23 protein-coding genes and 1 tRNA gene are annotated in these 21,122 nt (G+C 52.7%); 18 read left to right on the top strand and 6 right to left on the bottom strand.

From position 1 onward, the window contains the following. Positions 1 to 234: 234 nt before the first annotated feature. From galP to ruvX, 7 genes are all read left to right on the top strand, one after another. Positions 235 to 1,629, top strand: coding sequence for a galactose/proton symporter (gene galP, locus OOJ59_RS11070; protein ID WP_069324803.1), 1,395 nt, complete (start codon positions 235 to 237; stop codon positions 1,627 to 1,629). Positions 1,630 to 1,707: 78 nt separating this feature from the next. Further along, positions 1,708 to 2,205 (top strand): SprT family zinc-dependent metalloprotease, encoded by a 498-nt coding sequence (locus OOJ59_RS11065; RefSeq protein WP_038633587.1) that lies wholly within the window; start codon positions 1,708 to 1,710, stop codon positions 2,203 to 2,205. A gap of 94 nt (positions 2,206 to 2,299) precedes the next feature. Then, positions 2,300 to 3,007: a deoxyribonuclease I gene (gene endA, locus OOJ59_RS11060; RefSeq protein ID WP_085048753.1), complete on the top strand. Its 708-nt coding sequence runs from the start codon at positions 2,300 to 2,302 to the stop codon at positions 3,005 to 3,007. Positions 3,008 to 3,081: 74 nt separating this feature from the next. Next, the gene (gene rsmE / locus OOJ59_RS11055; RefSeq protein WP_038633593.1) at positions 3,082 to 3,813 is read left to right on the top strand and encodes a 16S rRNA (uracil(1498)-N(3))-methyltransferase; all 732 of its coding nucleotides are present in this window, start codon (positions 3,082 to 3,084) and stop codon (positions 3,811 to 3,813) included. 12 nt (positions 3,814 to 3,825) lie between these two features. Continuing rightward, complete coding sequence (gene gshB / locus OOJ59_RS11050; RefSeq protein WP_038633598.1) at positions 3,826 to 4,773, top strand: glutathione synthase; 948 nt, start codon at positions 3,826 to 3,828, stop codon at positions 4,771 to 4,773. Positions 4,774 to 4,884: 111 nt separating this feature from the next. Continuing rightward, on the top strand, positions 4,885 to 5,448 hold the full coding sequence (locus OOJ59_RS11045; RefSeq protein WP_032940453.1) for a YqgE/AlgH family protein: 564 nt from the start codon (positions 4,885 to 4,887) through the stop codon (positions 5,446 to 5,448). After that, complete coding sequence (ruvX, locus tag OOJ59_RS11040) at positions 5,448 to 5,864, top strand: Holliday junction resolvase RuvX (protein WP_038633601.1); 417 nt, start codon at positions 5,448 to 5,450, stop codon at positions 5,862 to 5,864. Before OOJ59_RS11045 ends, ruvX begins: the two co-directional genes overlap by 1 nt. Here the strand turns inward: ruvX and OOJ59_RS11035 are convergent. Beyond that, positions 5,861 to 6,841, bottom strand: coding sequence for a type IV pilus twitching motility protein PilT (locus tag OOJ59_RS11035; RefSeq protein ID WP_193157133.1), 981 nt, complete (start codon positions 6,839 to 6,841; stop codon positions 5,861 to 5,863). The two genes, ruvX and OOJ59_RS11035, sit on opposite strands and share 4 nt — an antisense overlap. A 17-nt stretch (positions 6,842 to 6,858) precedes the next feature. On the opposite strand from OOJ59_RS11035, the gene OOJ59_RS11030 reads away from it, so the two are divergent. From OOJ59_RS11030 to hemW, 5 genes are read left to right on the top strand one after another with little or no spacing between them, the layout of a single operon-like run. Beyond that, the gene (locus tag OOJ59_RS11030) at positions 6,859 to 7,563 is read left to right on the top strand and encodes a YggS family pyridoxal phosphate-dependent enzyme (RefSeq protein WP_038633606.1); all 705 of its coding nucleotides are present in this window, start codon (positions 6,859 to 6,861) and stop codon (positions 7,561 to 7,563) included. An 18-nt stretch (positions 7,564 to 7,581) separates the two neighbouring features. Beyond that, positions 7,582 to 8,148 (top strand): YggT family protein, encoded by a 567-nt coding sequence (locus OOJ59_RS11025; protein WP_160955390.1) that lies wholly within the window; start codon positions 7,582 to 7,584, stop codon positions 8,146 to 8,148. Next, complete coding sequence (gene yggU / locus OOJ59_RS11020) at positions 8,145 to 8,435, top strand: DUF167 family protein YggU (protein WP_003027101.1); 291 nt, start codon at positions 8,145 to 8,147, stop codon at positions 8,433 to 8,435. Before OOJ59_RS11025 ends, yggU begins: the two co-directional genes overlap by 4 nt. A gap of 7 nt (positions 8,436 to 8,442) precedes the next feature. Beyond that, positions 8,443 to 9,036, top strand: a complete 594-nt coding sequence (locus OOJ59_RS11015) for an XTP/dITP diphosphatase (protein WP_038633614.1) — start codon at positions 8,443 to 8,445, stop codon at positions 9,034 to 9,036. Further along, on the top strand, positions 9,029 to 10,165 hold the full coding sequence (gene hemW / locus OOJ59_RS11010; protein ID WP_160955389.1) for a radical SAM family heme chaperone HemW: 1,137 nt from the start codon (positions 9,029 to 9,031) through the stop codon (positions 10,163 to 10,165). Before OOJ59_RS11015 ends, hemW begins: the two co-directional genes overlap by 8 nt. A 116-nt stretch (positions 10,166 to 10,281) precedes the next feature. Here hemW and ansB read toward each other — a convergent pair whose 3' ends face one another. The 4 genes from ansB to trmB all read right to left on the bottom strand — a co-directional run bounded on the left by ansB (position 10,282) and on the right by trmB (position 13,331). Beyond that, a complete protein-coding gene (ansB, locus tag OOJ59_RS11005) occupies positions 10,282 to 11,328 on the bottom strand; it encodes an L-asparaginase 2 (RefSeq protein WP_038633619.1) in 1,047 nt (348 codons plus the stop codon). Positions 11,329 to 11,516: 188 nt separating this feature from the next. Next, complete coding sequence (locus OOJ59_RS11000; protein WP_038633622.1) at positions 11,517 to 12,236, bottom strand: DUF2884 domain-containing protein; 720 nt, start codon at positions 12,234 to 12,236, stop codon at positions 11,517 to 11,519. Positions 12,237 to 12,285: 49 nt separating this feature from the next. Continuing rightward, positions 12,286 to 12,612: a YggL family protein gene (locus OOJ59_RS10995; RefSeq protein ID WP_137347443.1), complete on the bottom strand. Its 327-nt coding sequence runs from the start codon at positions 12,610 to 12,612 to the stop codon at positions 12,286 to 12,288. Next, positions 12,612 to 13,331, bottom strand: coding sequence for a tRNA (guanosine(46)-N7)-methyltransferase TrmB (trmB, locus tag OOJ59_RS10990; RefSeq protein WP_038633629.1), 720 nt, complete (start codon positions 13,329 to 13,331; stop codon positions 12,612 to 12,614). The genes OOJ59_RS10995 and trmB overlap by 1 nt, the downstream gene beginning before the upstream one ends. A gap of 160 nt (positions 13,332 to 13,491) precedes the next feature. Here trmB and mutY point away from each other — a divergent pair, with 160 nt between their 5' ends. From mutY to OOJ59_RS10970, 4 genes are all read left to right on the top strand, one after another. After that, the gene (gene mutY / locus OOJ59_RS10985) at positions 13,492 to 14,544 is read left to right on the top strand and encodes an A/G-specific adenine glycosylase (RefSeq protein WP_110496878.1); all 1,053 of its coding nucleotides are present in this window, start codon (positions 13,492 to 13,494) and stop codon (positions 14,542 to 14,544) included. A gap of 27 nt (positions 14,545 to 14,571) precedes the next feature. Then, positions 14,572 to 14,841: an oxidative damage protection protein gene (locus tag OOJ59_RS10980; protein WP_003027126.1), complete on the top strand. Its 270-nt coding sequence runs from the start codon at positions 14,572 to 14,574 to the stop codon at positions 14,839 to 14,841. Between the two features lie 86 nt (positions 14,842 to 14,927). Continuing rightward, positions 14,928 to 16,013 (top strand): membrane-bound lytic murein transglycosylase MltC, encoded by a 1,086-nt coding sequence (gene mltC / locus OOJ59_RS10975; protein WP_160955388.1) that lies wholly within the window; start codon positions 14,928 to 14,930, stop codon positions 16,011 to 16,013. 210 nt (positions 16,014 to 16,223) lie between these two features. After that, positions 16,224 to 17,480: a nucleoside permease gene (locus tag OOJ59_RS10970; protein WP_069324795.1), complete on the top strand. Its 1,257-nt coding sequence runs from the start codon at positions 16,224 to 16,226 to the stop codon at positions 17,478 to 17,480. Positions 17,481 to 17,536: 56 nt separating this feature from the next. Here OOJ59_RS10970 and OOJ59_RS10965 read toward each other — a convergent pair whose 3' ends face one another. Then, entirely contained in the window at positions 17,537 to 19,672 is a 2,136-nt protein-coding gene (locus OOJ59_RS10965) for an ornithine decarboxylase (protein ID WP_038633637.1), read from the bottom strand. Positions 19,673 to 20,139: 467 nt separating this feature from the next. Between OOJ59_RS10965 and OOJ59_RS10960 the strand changes: the two genes are divergently transcribed. Together OOJ59_RS10960 and OOJ59_RS10955 are read left to right on the top strand one after the other, a co-directional pair. Next, entirely contained in the window at positions 20,140 to 20,847 is a 708-nt protein-coding gene (locus OOJ59_RS10960) for a DUF554 domain-containing protein (protein ID WP_038633642.1), read from the top strand. A 105-nt stretch (positions 20,848 to 20,952) separates the two neighbouring features. Beyond that, positions 20,953 to 21,028 (top strand) — tRNA-Phe (locus tag OOJ59_RS10955). Positions 21,029 to 21,122: the final 94 nt, after the last annotated feature.

The raw sequence follows: 21,122 nt of genomic DNA, 5'->3' as shown, positions 1-21,122 counted from the left end.
TAACCTGGCCATCTCTTGTGCATCATTGTTACATTACTTTTCAGTATTGTCTTAATTCCAGGCAAATAACTGTATCGTATTATTATAAAAACCTTATCTTTCAAAGTCATAATTAATAATCGCCACGAACGCCAATGTAAGCGATTACACTAATGTGATGTGATTCGCATTTTTTTACCCCGTACTCACCTACCCTTAACATCAACAAAACTAGCTACCCAACCGGAGGGCATCATGCCTGACAATAAAAAAACGGGGCGTTCCAACAAAGCCATGACATTTTTTGTCTGCTTTCTTGCAGCCCTGGCTGGATTACTTTTTGGCCTGGATATCGGTGTTATTGCCGGTGCTTTACCGTTCATCACCGACGAGTTTCAAATTACCCCGCACACTCAGGAATGGGTGGTGAGCTCAATGATGTTTGGTGCGGCTGTAGGCGCTGTCGGCAGCGGCTGGCTCTCCTTCAAACTGGGGCGTAAAAAGAGCCTGATGATTGGCGCGATCCTGTTTGTTGCCGGTTCATTGTTCTCCGCCGCGGCACCAAACGTTGAAGTGCTACTGGTTTCCCGCGTGTTGCTGGGCCTGGCCGTTGGCGTTGCGTCTTATACCGCGCCGCTGTACCTGTCCGAAATCGCACCGGAAAAAATCCGCGGCAGCATGATCTCGATGTATCAGTTGATGATCACCATCGGGATCCTCGGCGCTTACCTCTCCGATACCGCGTTCAGTTATAGCGGCGCATGGCGCTGGATGCTGGGCGTAATCATTATCCCTGCTCTGTTACTGCTGATTGGCGTTATCTTCCTGCCGGACAGCCCGCGTTGGTTTGCAGCTAAACGTCGTTTTGTCGATGCCGAGCGCGTTCTGTTGCGTCTGCGTGATACCAGCGCTGAGGCCAAACGCGAACTGGATGAAATTCGTGAGAGTCTGCAGGTTAAACAAAGCGGCTGGGCGCTGTTTAAAGAAAACAGTAACTTCCGTCGTGCAGTGTTCCTTGGCGTGCTGTTACAGGTGATGCAGCAGTTCACCGGGATGAACGTCATTATGTATTACGCGCCAAAAATCTTTGAACTGGCGGGTTATACCAACACCACCGAGCAGATGTGGGGAACGGTTATCGTTGGCCTGACCAACGTGCTGGCAACCTTTATCGCCATTGGTCTGGTTGACCGCTGGGGACGTAAACCTACACTGATTCTTGGCTTTATCGTTATGGCTGTAGGTATGGGCGTGCTGGGCACCATGATGCATGTGGGTATCCACTCCGCTGCCGCCCAGTACTTTGCCGTGCTGATGCTGCTGATGTTTATCGTTGGCTTCGCGATGAGCGCCGGTCCGCTGATTTGGGTACTGTGTTCTGAAATTCAGCCGCTGAAAGGCCGCGATTTCGGCATCACCTGCTCTACCGCAACCAACTGGATTGCTAACATGATCGTCGGCGCAACCTTCCTGACGATGCTGAACTCGCTGGGCAGCGCTAACACCTTCTGGGTCTACGGCGGCCTGAACGTCCTGTTCATCTTCCTGACCCTGTGGCTAATCCCGGAAACGAAAAACGTCTCTCTGGAACACATTGAACGTAACCTGATGAAAGGTCGTAAACTGCGCGAAATTGGCGCACACGACTAATCACTCAAGGCTTCCTCCCCAGGCGGGAGGAAGCCTTCCTCTTGCAGTCCCTTCCCTGTCGCACTATCCTCTGGCGTTATGAAAACCTCCCGACTTCCCATCGCCATCCAGCAAGCCGTTATGCGCAGCCTGCGGGAAAAACTCGCCCAGGCCAATCTCAAGCTGGAACGTCATTACCCGGAGCCAAAGCTGGTTTACCAACAGCGCGGAACCGCCGCAGGTACGGCGTGGCTACAAACTTACGAAATCCGCCTCAACCCGGTGCTGCTGATGGAAAACGTCGATGCGTTCGTTAACGAAGTGGTCCCCCATGAACTGGCGCATTTGCTGGTGTGGAAGCACTTTGGCCGCGTCCCGCCGCACGGAAAAGAGTGGAAATGGATGATGGAGAGTGTGCTGGGCGTCCCGGCCCGACGCACGCATCAGTTTGAGCTGCAATCCGTGCAACGTAAAACCTTTGCTTACCGCTGTAAGTGCCAGGAACATCACTTGACCGTTCGCCGCCATAACCGTGTTGTTCGCGGTGAAGCTACCTACCGCTGCGTCCATTGCGGCGAACCACTGGTTGCAGAATAATATTCAGAATTATCAGGAACCTTTCTGATCTCGCTGATTGCATACAAGAACAACTTTCGCTACGTTGCGGGCTCGTTTTGACACGGAGTTCGTGATGTACCGTAATCTTTCTTTTGCCGCGGCCATGTTAGCCGCTGCGTTTTCTGGCCCGGTGTTAGCCGAAGGTATCAACAGTTTTTCTCAGGCGAAAGCAGCAGGCGTCAAAGTTAACGCCGATGCGCCGGGCGATTTCTACTGCGGTTGTAAAATTAACTGGCAAGGTAAAAAAGGGGTCGTTGACCTTGAATCCTGTGGCTATAAAGTGCGAAAAAACGAAAACCGCGCCAGTCGTATCGAATGGGAACATGTTGTCCCTGCCTGGCAGTTTGGCCATCAGCGCCAGTGCTGGCAGGACGGAGGACGTAAAAACTGCGCCAAAGATCCAGTCTATCGCCAGATGGAAAGCGATATGCATAACCTGCAGCCTGCAGTGGGTGAAGTAAATGGCGATCGCGCAAACTTTATGTACAGCCAGTGGAACGGTGGCGAAGGCCAGTATGGACAGTGCGCCATGAAGGTTGATTTCAAAGAGAAAGTTGCCGAGCCGCCAGCCCGCGCCCGCGGCGCTATCGCACGCACCTATTTTTATATGCGCGACCAATACAACCTGACGCTCTCCCGCCAACAAACCCAGCTTTTTAATGCCTGGAACAAGCAATATCCGGTTACCGATTGGGAGTGTGAGCGCGACGAACGCATTGCGAAGGTACAGGGGAACCATAACCCCTATGTGCAACGCGCTTGCCAGGCGCAAAAGAGCTAACCTACACTAGCGGCAATATTTTTAACCATGCCCTGGCCTTTCGCAGCCCAGGGCCATGACGCGGATGTTTAACTATGCGCATTCCTCGCATTTATCACCCTGAACCACTCGCTTCCGGCAGCCAAATTTCACTGTGTGAAGATGCCGCCAACCATATCGGCCGTGTGCTGCGTATGGGACCAGGCCAGGCGTTACAGTTGTTTGACGGCAGCAATCAAATCTTTGACGCCGAAATTACTCACGCCAGCAAGAAAAGCGTTGACGTGAAGGTGCTTAACGCCGAACTCGACGATCGTGAATCGCCGTTGCACATCCATCTGGGCCAGGTGATGTCGCGCGGCGAAAAAATGGAATTTACTATCCAGAAATCGATCGAACTGGGTGTAAGCCTCATTACGCCACTTTTTTCTGAGCGCTGCGGCGTTAAACTGGACAGTGAACGCCTGAACAAAAAGCTCCAGCAGTGGCAGAAAATCGCCATTGCCGCCTGCGAACAGTGCGGTCGTAACCGGGTGCCTGAAATTCGCCCGGCAATGGATCTGGAAGCATGGTGCGCTGAGCAGGACGAAGGGTTAAAACTGAACCTGCATCCTCGCGCCAGCGCCAGCATCAATACGCTGCCGCTGCCGGTAGAGCGCATCCGCTTGCTGATTGGCCCGGAGGGTGGGCTGTCGGCAGATGAAATTGCCATGACCGCACGTTATCAGTTTACTGATATTCTGTTAGGACCTCGCGTTCTGCGTACTGAGACAACTGCGCTCACCGCCATTACCGCGCTACAGGTGCGTTTTGGCGATCTGGGCTAACGGAGAAGAACAATGATCAAGCTCGGCATCGTGATGGATCCCATCGCAAGCATCAACATCAAGAAGGATTCCAGCTTCGCTATGCTGCTGGAAGCACAACGTCGTGGTTACGAAATTCACTATATGGAGATGGCCGATCTTTATCTGATCAACGGTGAAGCCCGCGCCCGTACGCGGACCCTGAGCGTAGAGCAGAACTACGACAAATGGTATGAGTTCAAGGGAGAGCAGGATCTCCCGCTGGCCGATCTGGATGTGATTCTGATGCGTAAGGATCCGCCATTTGATACTGAGTTCATTTACGCGACCTATATTCTGGAACGTGCAGAAGAAAAAGGGACGTTAATCGTCAACAAACCGCAGAGCCTGCGCGATTGTAACGAAAAACTTTTTACCGCATGGTTTGCCGACCTGACGCCAGAAACGCTGGTCACCCGTAACAAAGCGCAGCTAAAAGCTTTCTGGCAAAAGCACAGCGACATCATTCTCAAGCCGCTGGACGGCATGGGCGGCGCATCTATTTTCCGTGTGAAGGAAGGTGACCCGAATCTCGGCGTTATTGCCGAAACGCTGACCGAACATGGTACTCGCTACTGCATGGCGCAGAACTATTTGCCAGCGATTAAAGACGGCGACAAACGCGTACTGGTCGTGGATGGCGAACCCGTTCCGTACTGCCTGGCGCGTATTCCGCAGGGTGGTGAAACCCGTGGCAACCTGGCCGCCGGTGGTCGTGGCGAGCCGCGTCCATTAACCGACAGCGACTGGGAAATTGCCCGCCGCATTGGCCCAACGCTGAAAGCGAAGGGGTTGATTTTTGTCGGTCTGGATATCATTGGCGATCGCCTGACGGAAATTAACGTCACCAGCCCAACCTGTATTCGTGAGATTGAAGCAGAATTCCCGGTTTCGATTACCGGTATGTTGATGGATGCCATTGAGGCTCGTTTGCAAAAATAAAAGAACTCGCCGGTAGAAGGGATCCTACCAATACTCATAGTGACAGCGCTCGTATTTGTACGCATACTGGGCGCTGTTGCTTTTTTGAACCAGGAAACAGAACCTCTGACAATGAATTTACAGCATCACTTTCTTATTGCCATGCCTGCTCTCCAGGATCCGATTTTCCGCCGTTCCGTGGTGTATATCTGTGAACACAATGAGAACGGAGCAATGGGGATTATCATCAATAAACCTCTGGAAAACTTACAAATTGAAGGGATTCTGGAAAAGCTGAAAATTACTCCTGAAGCGCGCGATCCGGCTATTCGTCTGGATAAACCGGTGATGCTCGGCGGACCGCTGGCGGAAGACCGTGGGTTTATTCTGCATACCCCGCCGTCACGCTTTGCATCCAGTATCCGCATTTCAGATAACACCATCATCACCACCTCCCGCGATGTATTAGAAACCTTAGGTACGCAGGAGCAACCCTCTGAGGTGCTGGTTGCGCTAGGCTATTCATCATGGGAAAAAGGCCAGCTCGAACAAGAACTGCTGGATAACGCCTGGCTTACAGCCCCCGCCGATCTCAACATCTTGTTTAAAACGCCGATTGCCGACCGCTGGCGCGATGCGGCGAAACTTATCGGGATAGATATTCTGACCATGCCTGGCGTGGCGGGACATGCCTGATGAGCGGAACATTACTCTCTTTCGACTTTGGTACCAAAAGCATTGGCGTTGCGATTGGTCAGCGTATTACCGGTACCGCGAGACCCTTGCCCGCGATCAAAGCACAGGACGGTACGCCGGACTGGAATTTGATTGAACGTCTGCTGAAAGAGTGGCAGCCGGACGAAATCATTGTCGGCTTACCGCTCAATATGGATGGCACCGAACAACCCCTTACCGCACGCGCACGCAAGTTCGCTAACCGTATTCACGGTCGTTTTGGCGTTACCGTGACGTTGCATGATGAGCGTTTGAGTACCGTCGAAGCCCGCTCCGGCCTGTTTGAGCAAGGTGGGTACCGGGCACTGAATAAAGGTAAAGTGGACTCCGCTTCTGCCGTTATTATTCTCGAAAGCTATTTCGAGCAGGGTTACTAAAGCCGTCCCTGCGCCTGGCGCTGCTGCAGGCTTTGCGTAAACGTCTGCATGCCTGTCTGTTGCCCGGTTTGCATTACGCCGGGTAGCTGATGCGTTTTCCCTTCACGGATCAGGTTACCGACGGCGGGCGTGTTGATGAGCAGTTCGAATAGCGCCACGCATCCTCCCTGCTTATCTTGTTCCAGCTTTTGCGAAAGCACTGCCCGCAGGCTGTCTGCCAGCTGATTACGCACCGGATCTTTCTCCGGTGCAGGAAAGGTATCCACCAGCCGCGCAATCGCCTGAGCCGCCCCTCGCGTGTGTAACGTTGCCAGCACCAGATGCCCGGTTTCCGCAGCCGTTAACGCCAGACGAATGGTTTCCACGTCGCGCAGCTCGCCCAGCAAAATGACATCAGGATCTTCGCGCAGCGCGCCGCGCAAACCGGCGGCGAAAGAAGCGCAGTGTACGCCCACCTCCCGTTGTTGAATGAGACAACGCTGGCTGGTGTAACGATATTCAATGGGATCTTCCAGCGTCAAAATATGTCCCGCGACGTGCTGATTAAGATATGCCACCATCGCCGCCAGGGTCGTTGATTTACCGCTGCCGGTAGCGCCGGTCACCAGAATTAATCCATTTTCACTGTGCAGCAACTCAGGTAAGGCGGCGGGAGTCTGGAGATCATCCAAACATGGGCAATCAAGCGGCAATAGCCTTAGCGCCAGAGAGATTCCCTGCTGATGCACAAATGCGCTCGCGCGTAGACGCCGTGAGTTCGCCAGCGTAATGGCAAAATCCAGCTGCCCCTGTTTCTGCCACTGTACCTGTTGTTGCTCACTGAGCCAGCACATCAGCAACGTCTCTACGTCAGGCGTGGTAAACGGCGCGATTTCGACATTTCCGCGTATGCGCCAGCGCGCAGGCCATGCATTGCACAGGTGTAGATCCGACACGTTATGCTTTACACTAAGGGCCACTATTTCTTCCATATTCATATGAACATCCTCGGAAAATGAACGATATCGCGCATAACCTGGCACATGTCCGGGACAAAATCTCAGCCGCCGCGACGCGTTGCGGGCGGTCTTCAGAAGAAGTTACGTTGCTTGCAGTCAGTAAAACCAAACCTGCGAGCGCCATCGAAGATGCCATTGCCGCAGGTCAGCGAGCCTTCGGTGAAAATTATGTTCAGGAAGGGGTGGATAAAATTCGCTACTTCCGGGAACAAGGCGTCAACGATCTGCAGTGGCACTTTATCGGCCCACTGCAGTCCAACAAAAGCCGTCTGGTCGCTGAACATTTTGACTGGTGTCATACGATTGATCGTCTGCGCATCGCTACCCGTCTGAGCGAACAGCGCCCGGCGGAACTGCCGCCGCTGAATGTGCTGATCCAAATTAATATCAGCGATGAGAACAGTAAGTCGGGTATTCCGCTGGCAGAGCTTGATGCACTGGCCGCTGAAGTCGCCGCATTGCCGCGTATTAACCTGCGTGGTCTGATGGCAATTCCGGCGCCTGAGTCAGATTATGTAAGGCAGTTTGAAGTTGCACAGCAAATGGCTGTAGCATTTACCGGGTTGAAAACACGCTACCCAGGCATCGACACCCTCTCACTGGGGATGTCTGATGATATGGATGCCGCAATTGCGGCGGGTAGCACGATGGTGCGCATTGGCACCGCCATTTTTGGTGCTCGTGATTACACTAAAAAATAAGGAAAACTAAGGAACACCATGAATACGTTGACCTTCCTGCTCTCAACGGTAATTGAGCTGTATACCATGGCGCTGCTGCTACGCGTGTGGATGCAATGGTCTCGCTGCGATTTTTACAACCCGTTCTCGCAGTTTATAGTGAAAATCACTCAGCCTGTTATTGGGCCGTTACGCCGTGTGATTCCCCCGATGGGGCCGATTGACAGCGCCTCGGCATTAGTTGCGCTCGTTCTCAGCTTTATCAAAGCCATCGTGCTGTTTAAGGTGGTCACGTTCCAGCCGATTATCTGGATCGCCGCCGTACTGATTGTCCTCAAGACCATCGGACTGCTGATTTTCTGGGTACTGCTGGTGATGGCGATTATGAGCTGGGTCAGTCAGGGCCGCAGCCCTGTTGAATATGTGTTGATCCAACTGGCGGACCCACTGCTGCGCCCTATCCGTCGTATCCTCCCGGGCATGGGCGGCATCGATTTCTCGCCGATGATTCTGGTTCTGCTGCTCTATGTGATTAACATGGGTATCGCGGAAATGTTACAGGCGACAGGTAATATGCTGCTGCCGGGGCTGTGGATGGCGCTATGAGTGCCGTTACACCCTGCGACGACGGTCTGGTTTTACGGCTCTACATTCAGCCTAAAGCCAGCCGTGACAGTATTGTGGGTTTGCATGGCGACGAAGTAAAAGTCGCCATTACCGCCCCGCCGGTGGATGGGCAAGCGAACAGCCATCTGGTGAAATTTCTCGGCAAACAGTTCCGTGTGGCAAAAAGCCAGGTCGTTATTGAGAAGGGCGAGCTTGGCCGTCACAAACAGGTTAAAATCATTCATCCGCAACAGATCCCGCCCGAAATTGCGGCGCTAACTGATTAGGTATCCCATGCAAAAAGTTGTCCTCGCGACCGGCAATGCCGGTAAAGTGCGTGAACTCGCCTCTCTTCTGAGTGATTTCGGACTTGATGTCGTTGCCCAAACGGATCTGGGTGTTGATTCTGCAGAAGAGACCGGGCTGACGTTTATTGAGAATGCCATTCTGAAGGCGCGTCATGCCGCGCAAATTACCGGACTGCCGGCCATTGCTGATGACTCTGGTCTGGCGGTGAACGCCCTTGGCGGCGCGCCGGGCATCTATTCGGCCCGTTATTCCGGCGAAGATGCGACCGACAGGCAGAACCTGGAAAAACTGCTTCACACCCTGCAGGATGTTCCTGATGACAAGCGCCAGGCACAGTTCCACTGCGTGCTGGTCTATATGCGCCACGCAGACGATCCAACGCCGGTAGTGTGCCACGGAAGCTGGCCGGGTATTATTACCCGTGAACCTGCCGGAAACGGTGGCTTTGGCTACGACCCGATCTTCTTTGTGCCGACTGAAGGGAAAACGGCGGCTGAACTGACCCGGGAAGAGAAAAGTGCGATTTCTCACCGCGGACAGGCGTTGAAGCTGCTGCTGGATGCCCTGCGTAATGGTTAAGCTTCCGCCGCTAAGTCTTTATATTCACATCCCGTGGTGCGTGCAAAAATGTCCGTACTGCGACTTTAACTCGCATGCGCTGAAGGGCGATGTTCCTCATGACGACTATGTGCAGCATCTGTTGAGCGATCTGGATACTGAGGTTGCCCACGCCCAGGAACGTGAAGTAAAGACAATTTTTATCGGTGGCGGTACGCCGAGCCTGCTTTCTGGCCCGGCAATGCAAACACTGCTCGACGGCGTGCGCGCACGCCTGAAGCTGGCCGCGGATGCAGAAATCACGATGGAGGCGAATCCCGGTACGGTGGAAGCCGATCGCTTTGTTGATTATCAACGCGCTGGCGTAAACCGAATCTCCATTGGCGTACAGAGCTTTAGCGTCGCCAAACTTGAGCGCCTGGGGCGTATTCACGGACCGGAAGAAGCCAAACGTGCCGCGAATCTGGCGAGCGGTCTGGGGCTACGTAGCTTTAATCTCGATCTGATGCACGGCCTGCCGGATCAGACTCTGGAAGAGGCGTTGGGCGATTTGCAACAGGCCATCGCGCTCAACCCGCCGCATCTCTCCTGGTATCAGCTGACTATCGAACCCAACACGCTATTTGGTTCACGTCCGCCGGTATTACCGGACGATGACGCGCTGTGGGATATTTTTGAGCAAGGCCACCAGTTGCTGACTGCCGCGGGGTATCAACAGTACGAAACCTCAGCCTATGCGAAACCGGGCTATCAGTGTCAGCACAATCTCAATTACTGGCGTTTTGGCGACTATCTTGGCATTGGCTGCGGCGCGCACGGCAAAATCACTTTCCCGGACGGACGCATCCTGCGCACCACCAAAACGCGGCATCCACGCGGATACATGCAAGGACGTTACCTGGAAAGCCAGCGTGATGTCGCCGAAGCCGACAAGCCGTTCGAGTTCTTTATGAACCGTTTCCGGCTACTGGAGGCCGCGCCGCGTGCAGAATTCACGCAATACACCGGGCTTGCCGAAGACGTTATTCGTGGACAGATTGATGCAGCTATCGCCCAGGGTTACCTGAGTGAATGCGATGAATACTGGCAGATTACCCAACACGGTAAGCTGTTTTTGAATTCGCTGCTGGAGCTGTTTCTGGCGGAGTAATACGGTAACGATGTAGGCCGGATAAGGCCTTGAGCCGCCATCCGGCAAATTGCCTGATGGCGCTGCGCTTATCAGGCCTACAGGGTTAGGGCGATAAGCGCAGCCACCTGCATCGATTAATACTGATTAAACATTTCCTGGATCTGCTTAGGATCCTTGGTTTGCGTCAGCGCAAGCTGCAGCAGAACACGCGCTTTTTGCGGGTTCAGAGAACCTGAAGCCACAAAGCCGTATTTCGCATCATCAACTTCAGCATCCTGCGTGGTGGAGCCGGTTGGTACACGGGAGGAACGCACCACGACGGTACCTTTATGCGCGGCAGTGGCCAGCGTATCGAATACCGTTTTATACAAGTTGCCGTTACCTACACCCGCACTGACGATACCCGCATAACCCGCGTCGACCAGTGCTTTGGCTGGCAGATCCGAGGCGTTAGCGTAGTTGTAAACAATCCCCACTTTCGGCAGTTCGGTCAGCTTAGACACATCGAACGGAGTAGACGTGGTGTGCTTACGCGCAGGCGTACGCTGGTAGTCAATCTTGCCGTTATGGATGTAGCCCAGCGGGCCATAGTTAACGGATTTGAAGGTGGCTACATCGGTAGTGTTGGTTTTGGTCACGTCGCGACCATCCATCACGGTGTCGTTCATCACCACCAGCACGCCACGGTTGGCAGAGGCTTTGTCTGCAGCCGTCACCACTGCGTTATACAGGTTGAACGGACCATCGGCGCTCATCCCTGTAGACGGACGCATTGCACCCACCAGCACTACCGGCTTGTTGCACTTGACGGTCAGGTCGAGGAAATAGGCGGTTTCTTCCATGGTATCCGTACCATGTGTCACGACAAAACCGTCGGTTTTATCACACTCGGTGTTAATCTTTTTCGCCAGCGTTAACCAGACGTCGTCATTCATATCCTGAGAGCCGATGTTCACCACCTGCTCGCCTTTAACAACCGCGATGTCTTTCAACTGAGGTACGGCTTCAACCAGATTCTCTACGCCTACCTTGCCTGCCGTGTAGTTAGATTTTGTCGCGGAATCACCACCGCCGGCAATGGTCCCGCCGGTTGCTAAAATAGTGATGTTTGGCAGTGCAAGCGCCGCGCCGCTGAAACCCATAACCAGTGCGGCAAGTGCCGTTTTCTTGAAAAACTCCATGTTATTTCTCCAGTTACTTGAATTTGCAGCATTATGTCTATCTTACAGATGAATAATGTGACGGCATCCAATTAACCAGATTTATATCTCCATCAAATTGCCATTCTTAGAGATGGATATCAAAAAAACAGAAAGATACAAAATAAAACGGCACAGAATGTTTCTGTGCCGTTAAAAAGAGGTGAAAATTATTTCAGCGTGCTAACCAGCGTTTTACGATCGTTTTCCAGCGTCACGACGCGGGCGCAAACATCTTTGCCAAACTGCTGGAAGTCTTGTTCCTGATTCTTCCATTCGTTCTGAATTGACGTTTGCAAACCACCGAGGCTCCCGAGCACGCCCTGCAGCGGATTACCGCCGCCTTTGAGCACAGCTTTGGCACCCATCTCGTTGATGCTGTCCTGCAAAATGCCGCCCATCGCCTGATTCACTAATTGCTGCCCGTCGGCGCGGACCTGGTCAATCGCCTTATAGTGGAAGGTCAGCCCATCAGTACGATGTTCGATGATGCGGTTCATCTGCGCTTTCAATTGCGCATCCAGCTTGGTTAAGCGGCCACGCATGTTGCTGCTTTCACCGACCTCTTTGGCGATGATTTTGTCCAGCGCCACGCGACCTTTCTCCACGCGCGCTCTGGCACCTTCGTCAATCCACGGCAGGCTGCTACGCAACGCGGCCTGATAATCTTTAGCCTGCTCACGCTGTGCGGCGTTCAGGTTGTACTGCTTACCGTTAAAGGTGACATCGCCGGCCTGGGTAATAACCAGATCGCCGTTTTCGCCTTTCACCTGCACCGTTTGTGGGTTCAAAATCACATCGTCACGTGGGGTGACGCTGCACTGATAATCGGCATGTGCGGCCATCGCCGTGAACGTTAGGACTGCCGCCAGCAGCGTTTTGCGCATCATATCTTTCCCTCAATACAAATCGGGCCGGCATTTGCCGACCCTGTGCTACTTAGTCCCACCAAATATCGAAAAGTTCGCTGGTGCGCACTTCTTCAAGTTTATGCTCTTCCAGCCACATACGGACGATTGCCTGATGTTCTTCGGTGCATTTGCCGATTTCCTGCAGACAGATCAGACCTTCCCAGGCCAGATAGCCGCTGCCGTCAAAGGCCAGTTTGTTCGGTTCGATAACCTCATCGATAAAGTCATCAACGATTTTATCGACCTGCTCTCCAGATGTACCTTCCGGGAAACGCCATGCAACCGAAAATCCTATTTCCTGGAATTCGTCGATGTGCATTTTTTTACGCAGACGACGGCTACGGTTCTTTGCCATTATTTCACCCTCTCGAACATTAAGTCCCATACGCCGTGGCCAAGACGATGACCACGTTGTTCAAATTTGGTTACCGGGCGCGATTGTGGGCGCGGTACATAATCGTTACTCTCTGACTGGTTTTTATACCCGTCGATAGAGGACATCACTTCCAGCATGTGCTCCGCATACGCTTCCCAGTCGGTTGCCATATGGAACACGCCGCCCAGCTTCAGCTTACTTAAGATATGCTCAGCAAACGGTACCTGAACGATACGGCGTTTATTATGACGTGCTTTATGCCACGGGTCAGGGAAAAACAGCTGAACCATAGATAAAGAATTGTCAGGAATCATTTTATGCAGGACTTCAACGGCATCATGGCACATGACACGCAAGTTCTCGACGCCCTCTTCATGGGCTGAAGCCAGACACGCGCCAACGCCCGGCGAGTGAACCTCGATGCCGAGGAAATTCTGTTCCGGACGCGCTTTCGCCATCGCCACCAGCGAAGCCCCCATCCCAAAACCAATTTCAAGCGTGACTGGCGCATCGCGACCAAACAGCGCAGCGAAATCTACAGGCTCTTCGCTGAACTCAACGCCCATCACCGGCCAGTAGTTTTCCAGCGCGTGTTCCTGCCCTTTCGTCAGTCGCCCCTGGCGACGAACAAAACTACGAATCCGGCGCAGAGGGCGGCCGTTTTCATCAAATTCCGGTGAAATGACGTCGTTCTTCATAAAAGTTTAGTCTGCTGTGTTTGAGTTCTGAAAACGGGCATTATCCAAAGTTAGTTGCCGGATGCAAGTAAAGGAAGAAAGTGAGCAGCGGAAAGTTCCGGTTTACACCCCGTTGCCGCTGTGCTGCAATCTTGCCCCCGGCAATAATGAAACGGTAATCATGCAAGCCTCTCAATTTTCAGCTCAGGTTTTGAGCTGGTACGACAAATACGGGCGCAAGACGCTGCCCTGGCAAATTGACAAGACGCCTTACAAAGTATGGCTCTCTGAGGTGATGCTGCAACAAACTCAGGTTGCCACCGTTATCCCCTATTTTGAGCGCTTTATGACGCGCTTTCCGACGGTAACGGATTTGGCCCATGCGCCGCTGGATGAAGTTCTGCATTTATGGACCGGACTGGGCTATTACGCCCGTGCGCGCAATTTACATAAAGCCGCGCAGCAGGTTGTGGCGCTGCATGGCGGTACTTTTCCGCAAACCTTTGATGAAGTCGCCGCCCTGCCAGGCGTTGGACGCTCGACCGCAGGCGCGATCCTTTCACTCTCTCTGGGTCAGCATTTTCCGATTCTTGACGGTAACGTCAAACGCGTGCTGGCTCGCTGTTATGCTGTAAGCGGCTGGCCGGGGAAAAAAGAGGTCGAAAAGAAACTGTGGGAACTGAGCGAGCAGGTTACGCCTGCCCACGGCGTTGAGCGTTTTAACCAGGCGATGATGGATTTAGGCGCTATGGTTTGTACACGTTCAAAGCCTAAATGTTCGCTGTGTCCGTTAGAAAATGGCTGTGTAGCGGCCGCCAATGCAAGCTGGGCGCTGTATCCTGGTAAAAAACCCAAACAGACGTTACCGGAACGTACGGGCTATTTTTTACTGCTGCAGCATGATGACGAGGTGTTGCTATCGCAGCGTCCGCCCAGCGGCTTATGGGGTGGTTTATACTGTTTTCCGCAGTTTGACGACGAAGATGGGCTGCGTAAGTGGCTGGCGCAACGGCAAATTAACACAGATAATCTGATCCAACTTAATGCGTTTCGCCATACCTTTAGCCATTTCCACTTAGATATTGTGCCTATGTGGCTTCCCGTGTCTTCATGTACCTCATGCATGGATGAAGGCAACGCGCTCTGGTATAACTTAGCGCAACCGCCATCTGTTGGACTGGCGGCTCCCGTGGAGCGTTTGTTACAGCAATTACGTGCCGGTACACAGGTTTAACGTAGCGGTCGAAAGAGAGGATTTTTTATGAGCAGAACGATTTTTTGCACTTTCCTGCAACGCGAAGCAGAAGGTCAGGATTTTCAGCTGTACCCAGGCGATCTGGGAAAACGCATTTATAACGAGATTTCTAAAGAAGCCTGGGCGCAATGGCAGCACAAGCAAACCATGCTGATTAACGAGAAGAAACTCAATATGATGAACGTCGAGCACCGTAAACTGCTGGAGCAGGAGATGATCAACTTCCTGTTTGAGGGTAAGGACGTGCATATTGAAGGCTATACACCAGAGTCATAAGAACCGTTGCCGGATGGCGCTGCGCTTATCCGGCCGACGATTTAATCTGGTCCTTGCATATAACAAACACAACACGCACTCCCGGAATGATGAAAAAATATCTCGCGCTTGCCGTTATTGCGCCGTTGCTCATCTCCTGTTCCAATTCGACCAAAAAAGGCGATTCCTATAACGAAGCCTGGGTCAAGGATACCAACGGTTTTGATATTCTGATGGGGCAATTTGCCCATAACATTGAGAATCTGTGGGGATTTAAGGAAGTGCTGATTGCGGGTCCGAAGGACTACGTAAAGTATACCGATCAGTACCAAACCCGCAGCCACATCAACTTTGATGACGGTACGATAACCGTCGAGACCATTGCCGGAACAGATCCTGCCGGGCACCTGCGTCGGGCGATTATCAAGACGTTGCTGATGGGCGATGATCCGGGTTCTATCGATCTCTATTCCGATGTCGACGACATTAAGATTTCCAAAGAGCCGTTCCTGTACGGACAGGTGGTCGATAATACCGGACAGCCAATTCGTTGGGAGGGACGTGCCACCAACTTTGCCAACTACCTGCTGCAAACGCGACTTAAAAGCCGCAGCAATGGCCTGCGTATCATTTATAGCGTAACGATCAATCTGGTACCAAACCACCTTGATAAGCGCGCGCATAAATACATCGGCATGGTGCGTCAGGCATCGCGTAAGTATGGCGTTGACGAATCGCTGATTCTGGCCATCATGCAAACCGAATCCTCGTTTAACCCGTATGCGGTCAGCCATGCCGATGCGCTGGGACTGATGCAGGTGGTACAACACAGCGCCGGGAAAGATGTGTTCCGTTCGCAAGGGCGCTCAGGCACGCCAAGCCGCAGCTTCCTGTTTGACCCGGCCAGCAACATTGATACCGGCACGGCTTATCTGGCCATGCTCAACAATGTCTATTTGGGCGGCATTGATAATCCAACCTCGCGTCGCTATGCGGTGATCACCGCGTATAACGGCGGTGCCGGCAGCGTGCTGCGCGTGTTCTCGAATGATAAAATTCAGGCCGCGAATATCATTAACAGCATGTCCCCTGGGGACGTTTATCAAATCCTGACCACCCGACACCCATCAGCTGAATCACGCCGATACCTTTACAAGGTCAATTCCGCACAAAAATCATATCGACGCCGCTAATGTATCCCTCTTCTGGCCGCTTAAACGAGGTTCAGAAGAGGGAAAAGTGTTAACTCCATCACCCTTTTGCCTTGCAATTAGAAATTGTTTGCAAATATTTGTCACAGGTAACAAAAAAAGAGTGCTGCTCGTTGATAGAATCACATCATATAGCCACGGCAAATGTGCCTTTTAAAACATTCATCCGCATTACGGTGTGAGGAAATTAACATGAATCTTAAGCTGCAGCTGAAAGTTCTCTCGTTTCTGCAGTTCTGCTTATGGGGTAGTTGGCTGACTACTCTCGGCTCCTATATGTTTGTCACCCTTAAATTCGATGGTGCATCCATTGGCGCGGTGTATAGCTCGCTGGGGATCGCCGCCGTGTTTATGCCGACGCTGTTAGGGATCGTGGCCGACAAATGGGTCAGTGCGAAATGGGTATACACCATTTGTCACCTGGTCGGTGCCGCAACGCTGTTCGCCGCAGCCGAAGTCACCACGCCAGGCGCCATGTTCTTTGTGATTTTGCTTAACTCACTGGCCTATATGCCAACGCTGGGGCTCATCAACACCATCTCCTACTATCGTCTGCAATCAGCCGGGATGGATATCGTTACCGATTTCCCACCAATTCGTATCTGGGGCACCATCGGCTTTATCATGGCGATGTGGGGCGTAAGCTTCTCCGGCTTTGAACTGAGTCATATGCAGCTGTATATCGGTGCGACGTTGTCTGTGGTACTGGCGCTGTTCACTCTGACGCTGCCGCATATTCCGGTCGCCAATCAGCAGAAAAACCAGAGCTGGTCGTCTATGCTGGGTCTGGATGCCTTTGCGCTGTTTAAAAACAAGCGCATGGCGATTTTCTTCATCTTCTCAATGATGCTGGGCGCGGAGCTGCAGATTACCAATATGTTTGGTAATACCTTCCTGCACAGCTTCGACAACAACCCGCTGTTCTCTGGTAGCTTTATCGTTGAACACGCATCGGTGATGATGTCGATTTCACAGATTTCTGAGACCCTGTTTATCCTGACCATCCCATTCTTCTTAAGCCGTTACGGTATTAAGAACGTGATGCTGATCAGTATCGTCGCGTGGATGCTGCGCTTCGGCCTGTTTGCCTACGGCGATCCGACGCCGTTCGGTACCGTACTGCTGGTTCTGTCGATGATTGTTTACGGCTGCGCCTTCGACTTCTTCAACATCTCTGGCTCAGTGTTCGTGGAGAAAGAAGTTCGCCCTGAAATTCGTGCCAGTGCACAGGGTATGTTCCTGATGATGACCAACGGCTTCGGTTGTATTCTGGGCGGTCTGGTGAGCGGCAAAGTGGTTGAACACTATACGCTGAACGGTATTACCGACTGGCAGACCGTGTGGCTAATCTTCGCAGGTTACTCGCTGGTTCTGGCATTTGCCTTCGTTGCGCTGTTTAAATACAAACACGTGCGCGTTCCGGCAGGCACGCAGACCATCGCACACTAATCTTTATAATGAAAGAAGGTCACCATCAGGTGACCTTCTTTTTGGCCAGATGGCGCTTATTTCACAACATATCCATACAGACGCTTAATGCCGTCTGCATCCGTCTCACTGTAAACGCCTTGCAGCTCCGGCGAGAAGCCAGGCAGCAGGTTTACACCCTCTTCCAGCGCCAGGAAGTATTGTTGCACCGCCCCGCCCCAGACTTCGCCAGGCACCACGCACAGCACGCCCGGAGGATAAGGCAGCGCACCTTCCGCCGCAATGCGGCCAGCAGCATCACAAATACGCACCAGTTCAACATCACCACGAATAAAAGCGCTGTTGGCATCCTGAGGATTCATCGCCACGGCAGGCAGACTCTCCTGACGGAACATCGCTTTTTGCAGATCTTTCACATCAAAGCTGACGTACAGTGAGTGCATCTCCTGACACAGTTCACGCAGCGTGTAATCCCGGTAGCGCACCGGATACTTGTTGAAGATGGTGGGCAGCACTTCAGCCAGCGGCGTGTCGTTCTCAATGTGCTGTTCAAACTGCGCCAGCATCGCCACCAGTTGCGCCATTTTCTCTGCGCTTTCAGCCGGGGTCAGCAGGAACAGAATCGAGTTGAGGTCGCATTTCTCCGGCACAATGCCGTTTTCACGCAGGTAATGCGCCAGAATCGTCGCCGGAATACCAAACTCAGTATATTGCCCGGTTTGCGCATCAATGCCCGGGGTAGTTAACAACAGCTTGCAGGGATCGACAAAATACTGGTCGCGCGCGTAACCGGAAAAACCATGCCACTTCGCGCCAGGCTCAAAGCTAAAGAAGCGACGCTCGCTGGCAATCACCGCCGTCGGATAGGTTTCCCACGGTTTGCCATCAACCACCGGGGGAATAAACGGCTGAATCATCTTACAGCGAGCAATAATCGCTTTACGGGCCTCGATTCCCAGCGCCACGCACTCTGCCCATAGCCGACGACCGCTCTCGCCTTCATGAATTTTGGCGTTAACGTCCAACGCTGCAAACAGCGGGTAAAACGGACTGGTGGAAGCATGCAGCATAAACGCGTTGTTCAGTCGCTTATGCGGGCAGAACCGCGCCTGGCCGCGAATGTGGTTATCCTTTTTGTGGATCTGCGAGGTTTGCGAGAACCCAGCCTGTTGTTTGTGTACTGACTGCGTCACAAAGATCCCCGGATCGTTAGCATTAAGCTCCAACAGCAACGGTGAGCTATCGGCCATCATCGGGATAAATTGCTCGTAGCCGACCCATGCGGAATCAAACAGGATGTAATCACACAGGCTACCGATCTTGTCGATCACCTGCCGGGCGTTGTAGATCGTGCCGTCATAAGTGCCGAGTTGAATGATCGCCAGACGGAACGGACGCGGCTGGTCAGCCTTTTGTGGCGCAACTTCACGGATCTGCTGACGCAGGTACTGCTCATCAAAGCAGTGCTCATCAATGCCGCCGATAAAGCCAAACGGATTACGCGCCGCTTCCAGATAAACCGGCGTGGCGCCCGCCTGGATCAGCGCGCCGTGGTGGTTCGACTTATGGTTGTTACGGTCAAAAAGCACCAGATCCCCACGCGTCAGAAGCGCATTGGTTACCACTTTATTGGCCGCAGAGGTTCCGTTCAGCACAAAGTAGGTTTTATCCGCGTGGAAAACTTTCGCGGCAAATTTCTGCGCATGTTTCGCTGACCCTTCATGAATCAGCAGATCGCCAAGCTTAACGTCAGCGTTGCACATGTCCGCACGAAACAGATTCTCACCAAAGAATTCGTAGAAATGCCGCCCCGCAGGATGCTTCTTAAAAAACTCACCGTGTTGGTGTCCCGGGCAGGCAAACGTGCTGTTCCCCATTTCGACATACTGGGTCAGCGTGTCGTAGAACGGCGGCAGTAGATCGTCTTCATACTGACAGGCAGCAGTCTCCAGCTCCAGCCACTCCTGAGCCTGACCACGAATGACCGCATTTACTCCCGCTGGCACCTCCACATCGGATTCCGCGAACAGAAACACGGGTAAATGAAAACCTGTGCGTTTAAGCAAAGCAAGGATCCCGCTGCGGCTGTCCGCAACGGTAATGACGACTGCCGCAACGTCAGTAAAATCAGTGCTGTCCAACGAGACCACCTGACGATGGCTGGACAGACGAGAGACCAGTTCACCACTGGCGGCAATTTTCATTGATTTCATAAGCGCAATAACCCGTTTCGGGAAAATCAAAAGTCCCGGCAAAGCCGCACTGCTTTGCCCACGAAATGACAGGTCAAACTGGTTACCAGCCCCGACCGCCAGACATCAGTAAAAGCAGATAGCCTCTGATCTTACTGTTATCCTGCAGTGAGCGTGCGCTTACCTCACCGCATGGTGGAAGCGTGAAGATATGTTGCAGGAAGGGGCAAGCGTCGCGCAAAAAGGCGATATGGAAGGCGATGTAGGGGGAATAATTTCATCCCAGGCAGCCCCATTCAGACAGGAGAAAATTCGCGCAATCATGGCACCTTTCACTGACAGGCGCAAGATAAAATCCGGCGCTAAAACCTCACAGATAAACAAACATTTTGTCTGAAATTAGCGGCATAATAATGCAATCTGAAACATAATTTCACCCAGTCAATTGCCTTCAGGATCAAGACGATAATGGGTATGCAGGAGCAAACGTGGTAATCGGACCCTTTATTAATGGCGGCGCCATTTTATTTGGCGGCGTTTTCGGCGCACTACTTAGCCAGCATTTACCGGAGCGCATTCGGGTCTCGATGACCTCCATATTCGGCCTGTGCTCTTTGGGAATTGGTATCTTGCTGGTTATCAAATGCGCCAACCTGCCGGTAATGGTTCTGGCAACGCTGGTTGGCGCGTTAATTGGCGAATTCTGTCATCTGGAGAAAGGGATTAACGCCGCCGTAGCCAAAGCACAGCAGCTTTTCACCCGTTCGGACGCCAACGCAACGCATGAATCATTTATCCAAAGTTACGTGGCCATCATCGTGCTGTTTTGCGCCAGCGGAACCGGGATCTTCGGGGCGATACATGAAGGCATGACCGGCGATCCAAATATATTAATCGCGAAATCGTTTCTTGATTTCTTCACGGCCATCATTTTTGCCTGTTCGCTGGGGATCGCGGTCTCTGCCATTTGTGTACCGATGCTGGCAATCCAGTTGACGCTTGCCGCCTGCGCGGCGCTGATTTTACCCCTGACCACGCCTGCGATGATGGCTGATTTCAGCGCTGTAGGCGGACTATTGCTGCTGGCAACCGGTTTACGTATTTGCGGCATCAAAATGTTTGCCGTTGTAAATATGCTTCCGGCCCTGCTGCTGGCAATGCCGCTTTCCGCCGCGTGGACGGCATTTTTTGCCTGAGAAAGCGTGCAATAGCAGCAATGTGGTGATAGATTGTGCAGTCTGCATTGATTTGAAGAAATTTCGTTGACGAAGCGAAGCGAATCGGGTTTAATGCGCCTCGTTGCCCGGATAGCTCAGTCGGTAGAGCAGGGGATTGAAAATCCCCGTGTCCTTGGTTCGATTCCGAGTCCGGGCACCACTATTTAAAGAACCCGCCCAAACGGCGGGTTTTTGCTTTTGGAGAAGCGGACTCTCCATCGAACTCCGTTCGATTATTCGCCGCCAGCGGCTCA

It is taken from the genome of Citrobacter sp. W9, assembly GCF_026719375.1.
In the GTDB taxonomy this organism is placed as follows: domain Bacteria; phylum Pseudomonadota; class Gammaproteobacteria; order Enterobacterales; family Enterobacteriaceae; genus Citrobacter; species Citrobacter werkmanii.
The sequence above is the reverse complement of the archived record's forward strand: the minus strand, read 5'-3'. Positions and strand labels throughout refer to the sequence as shown.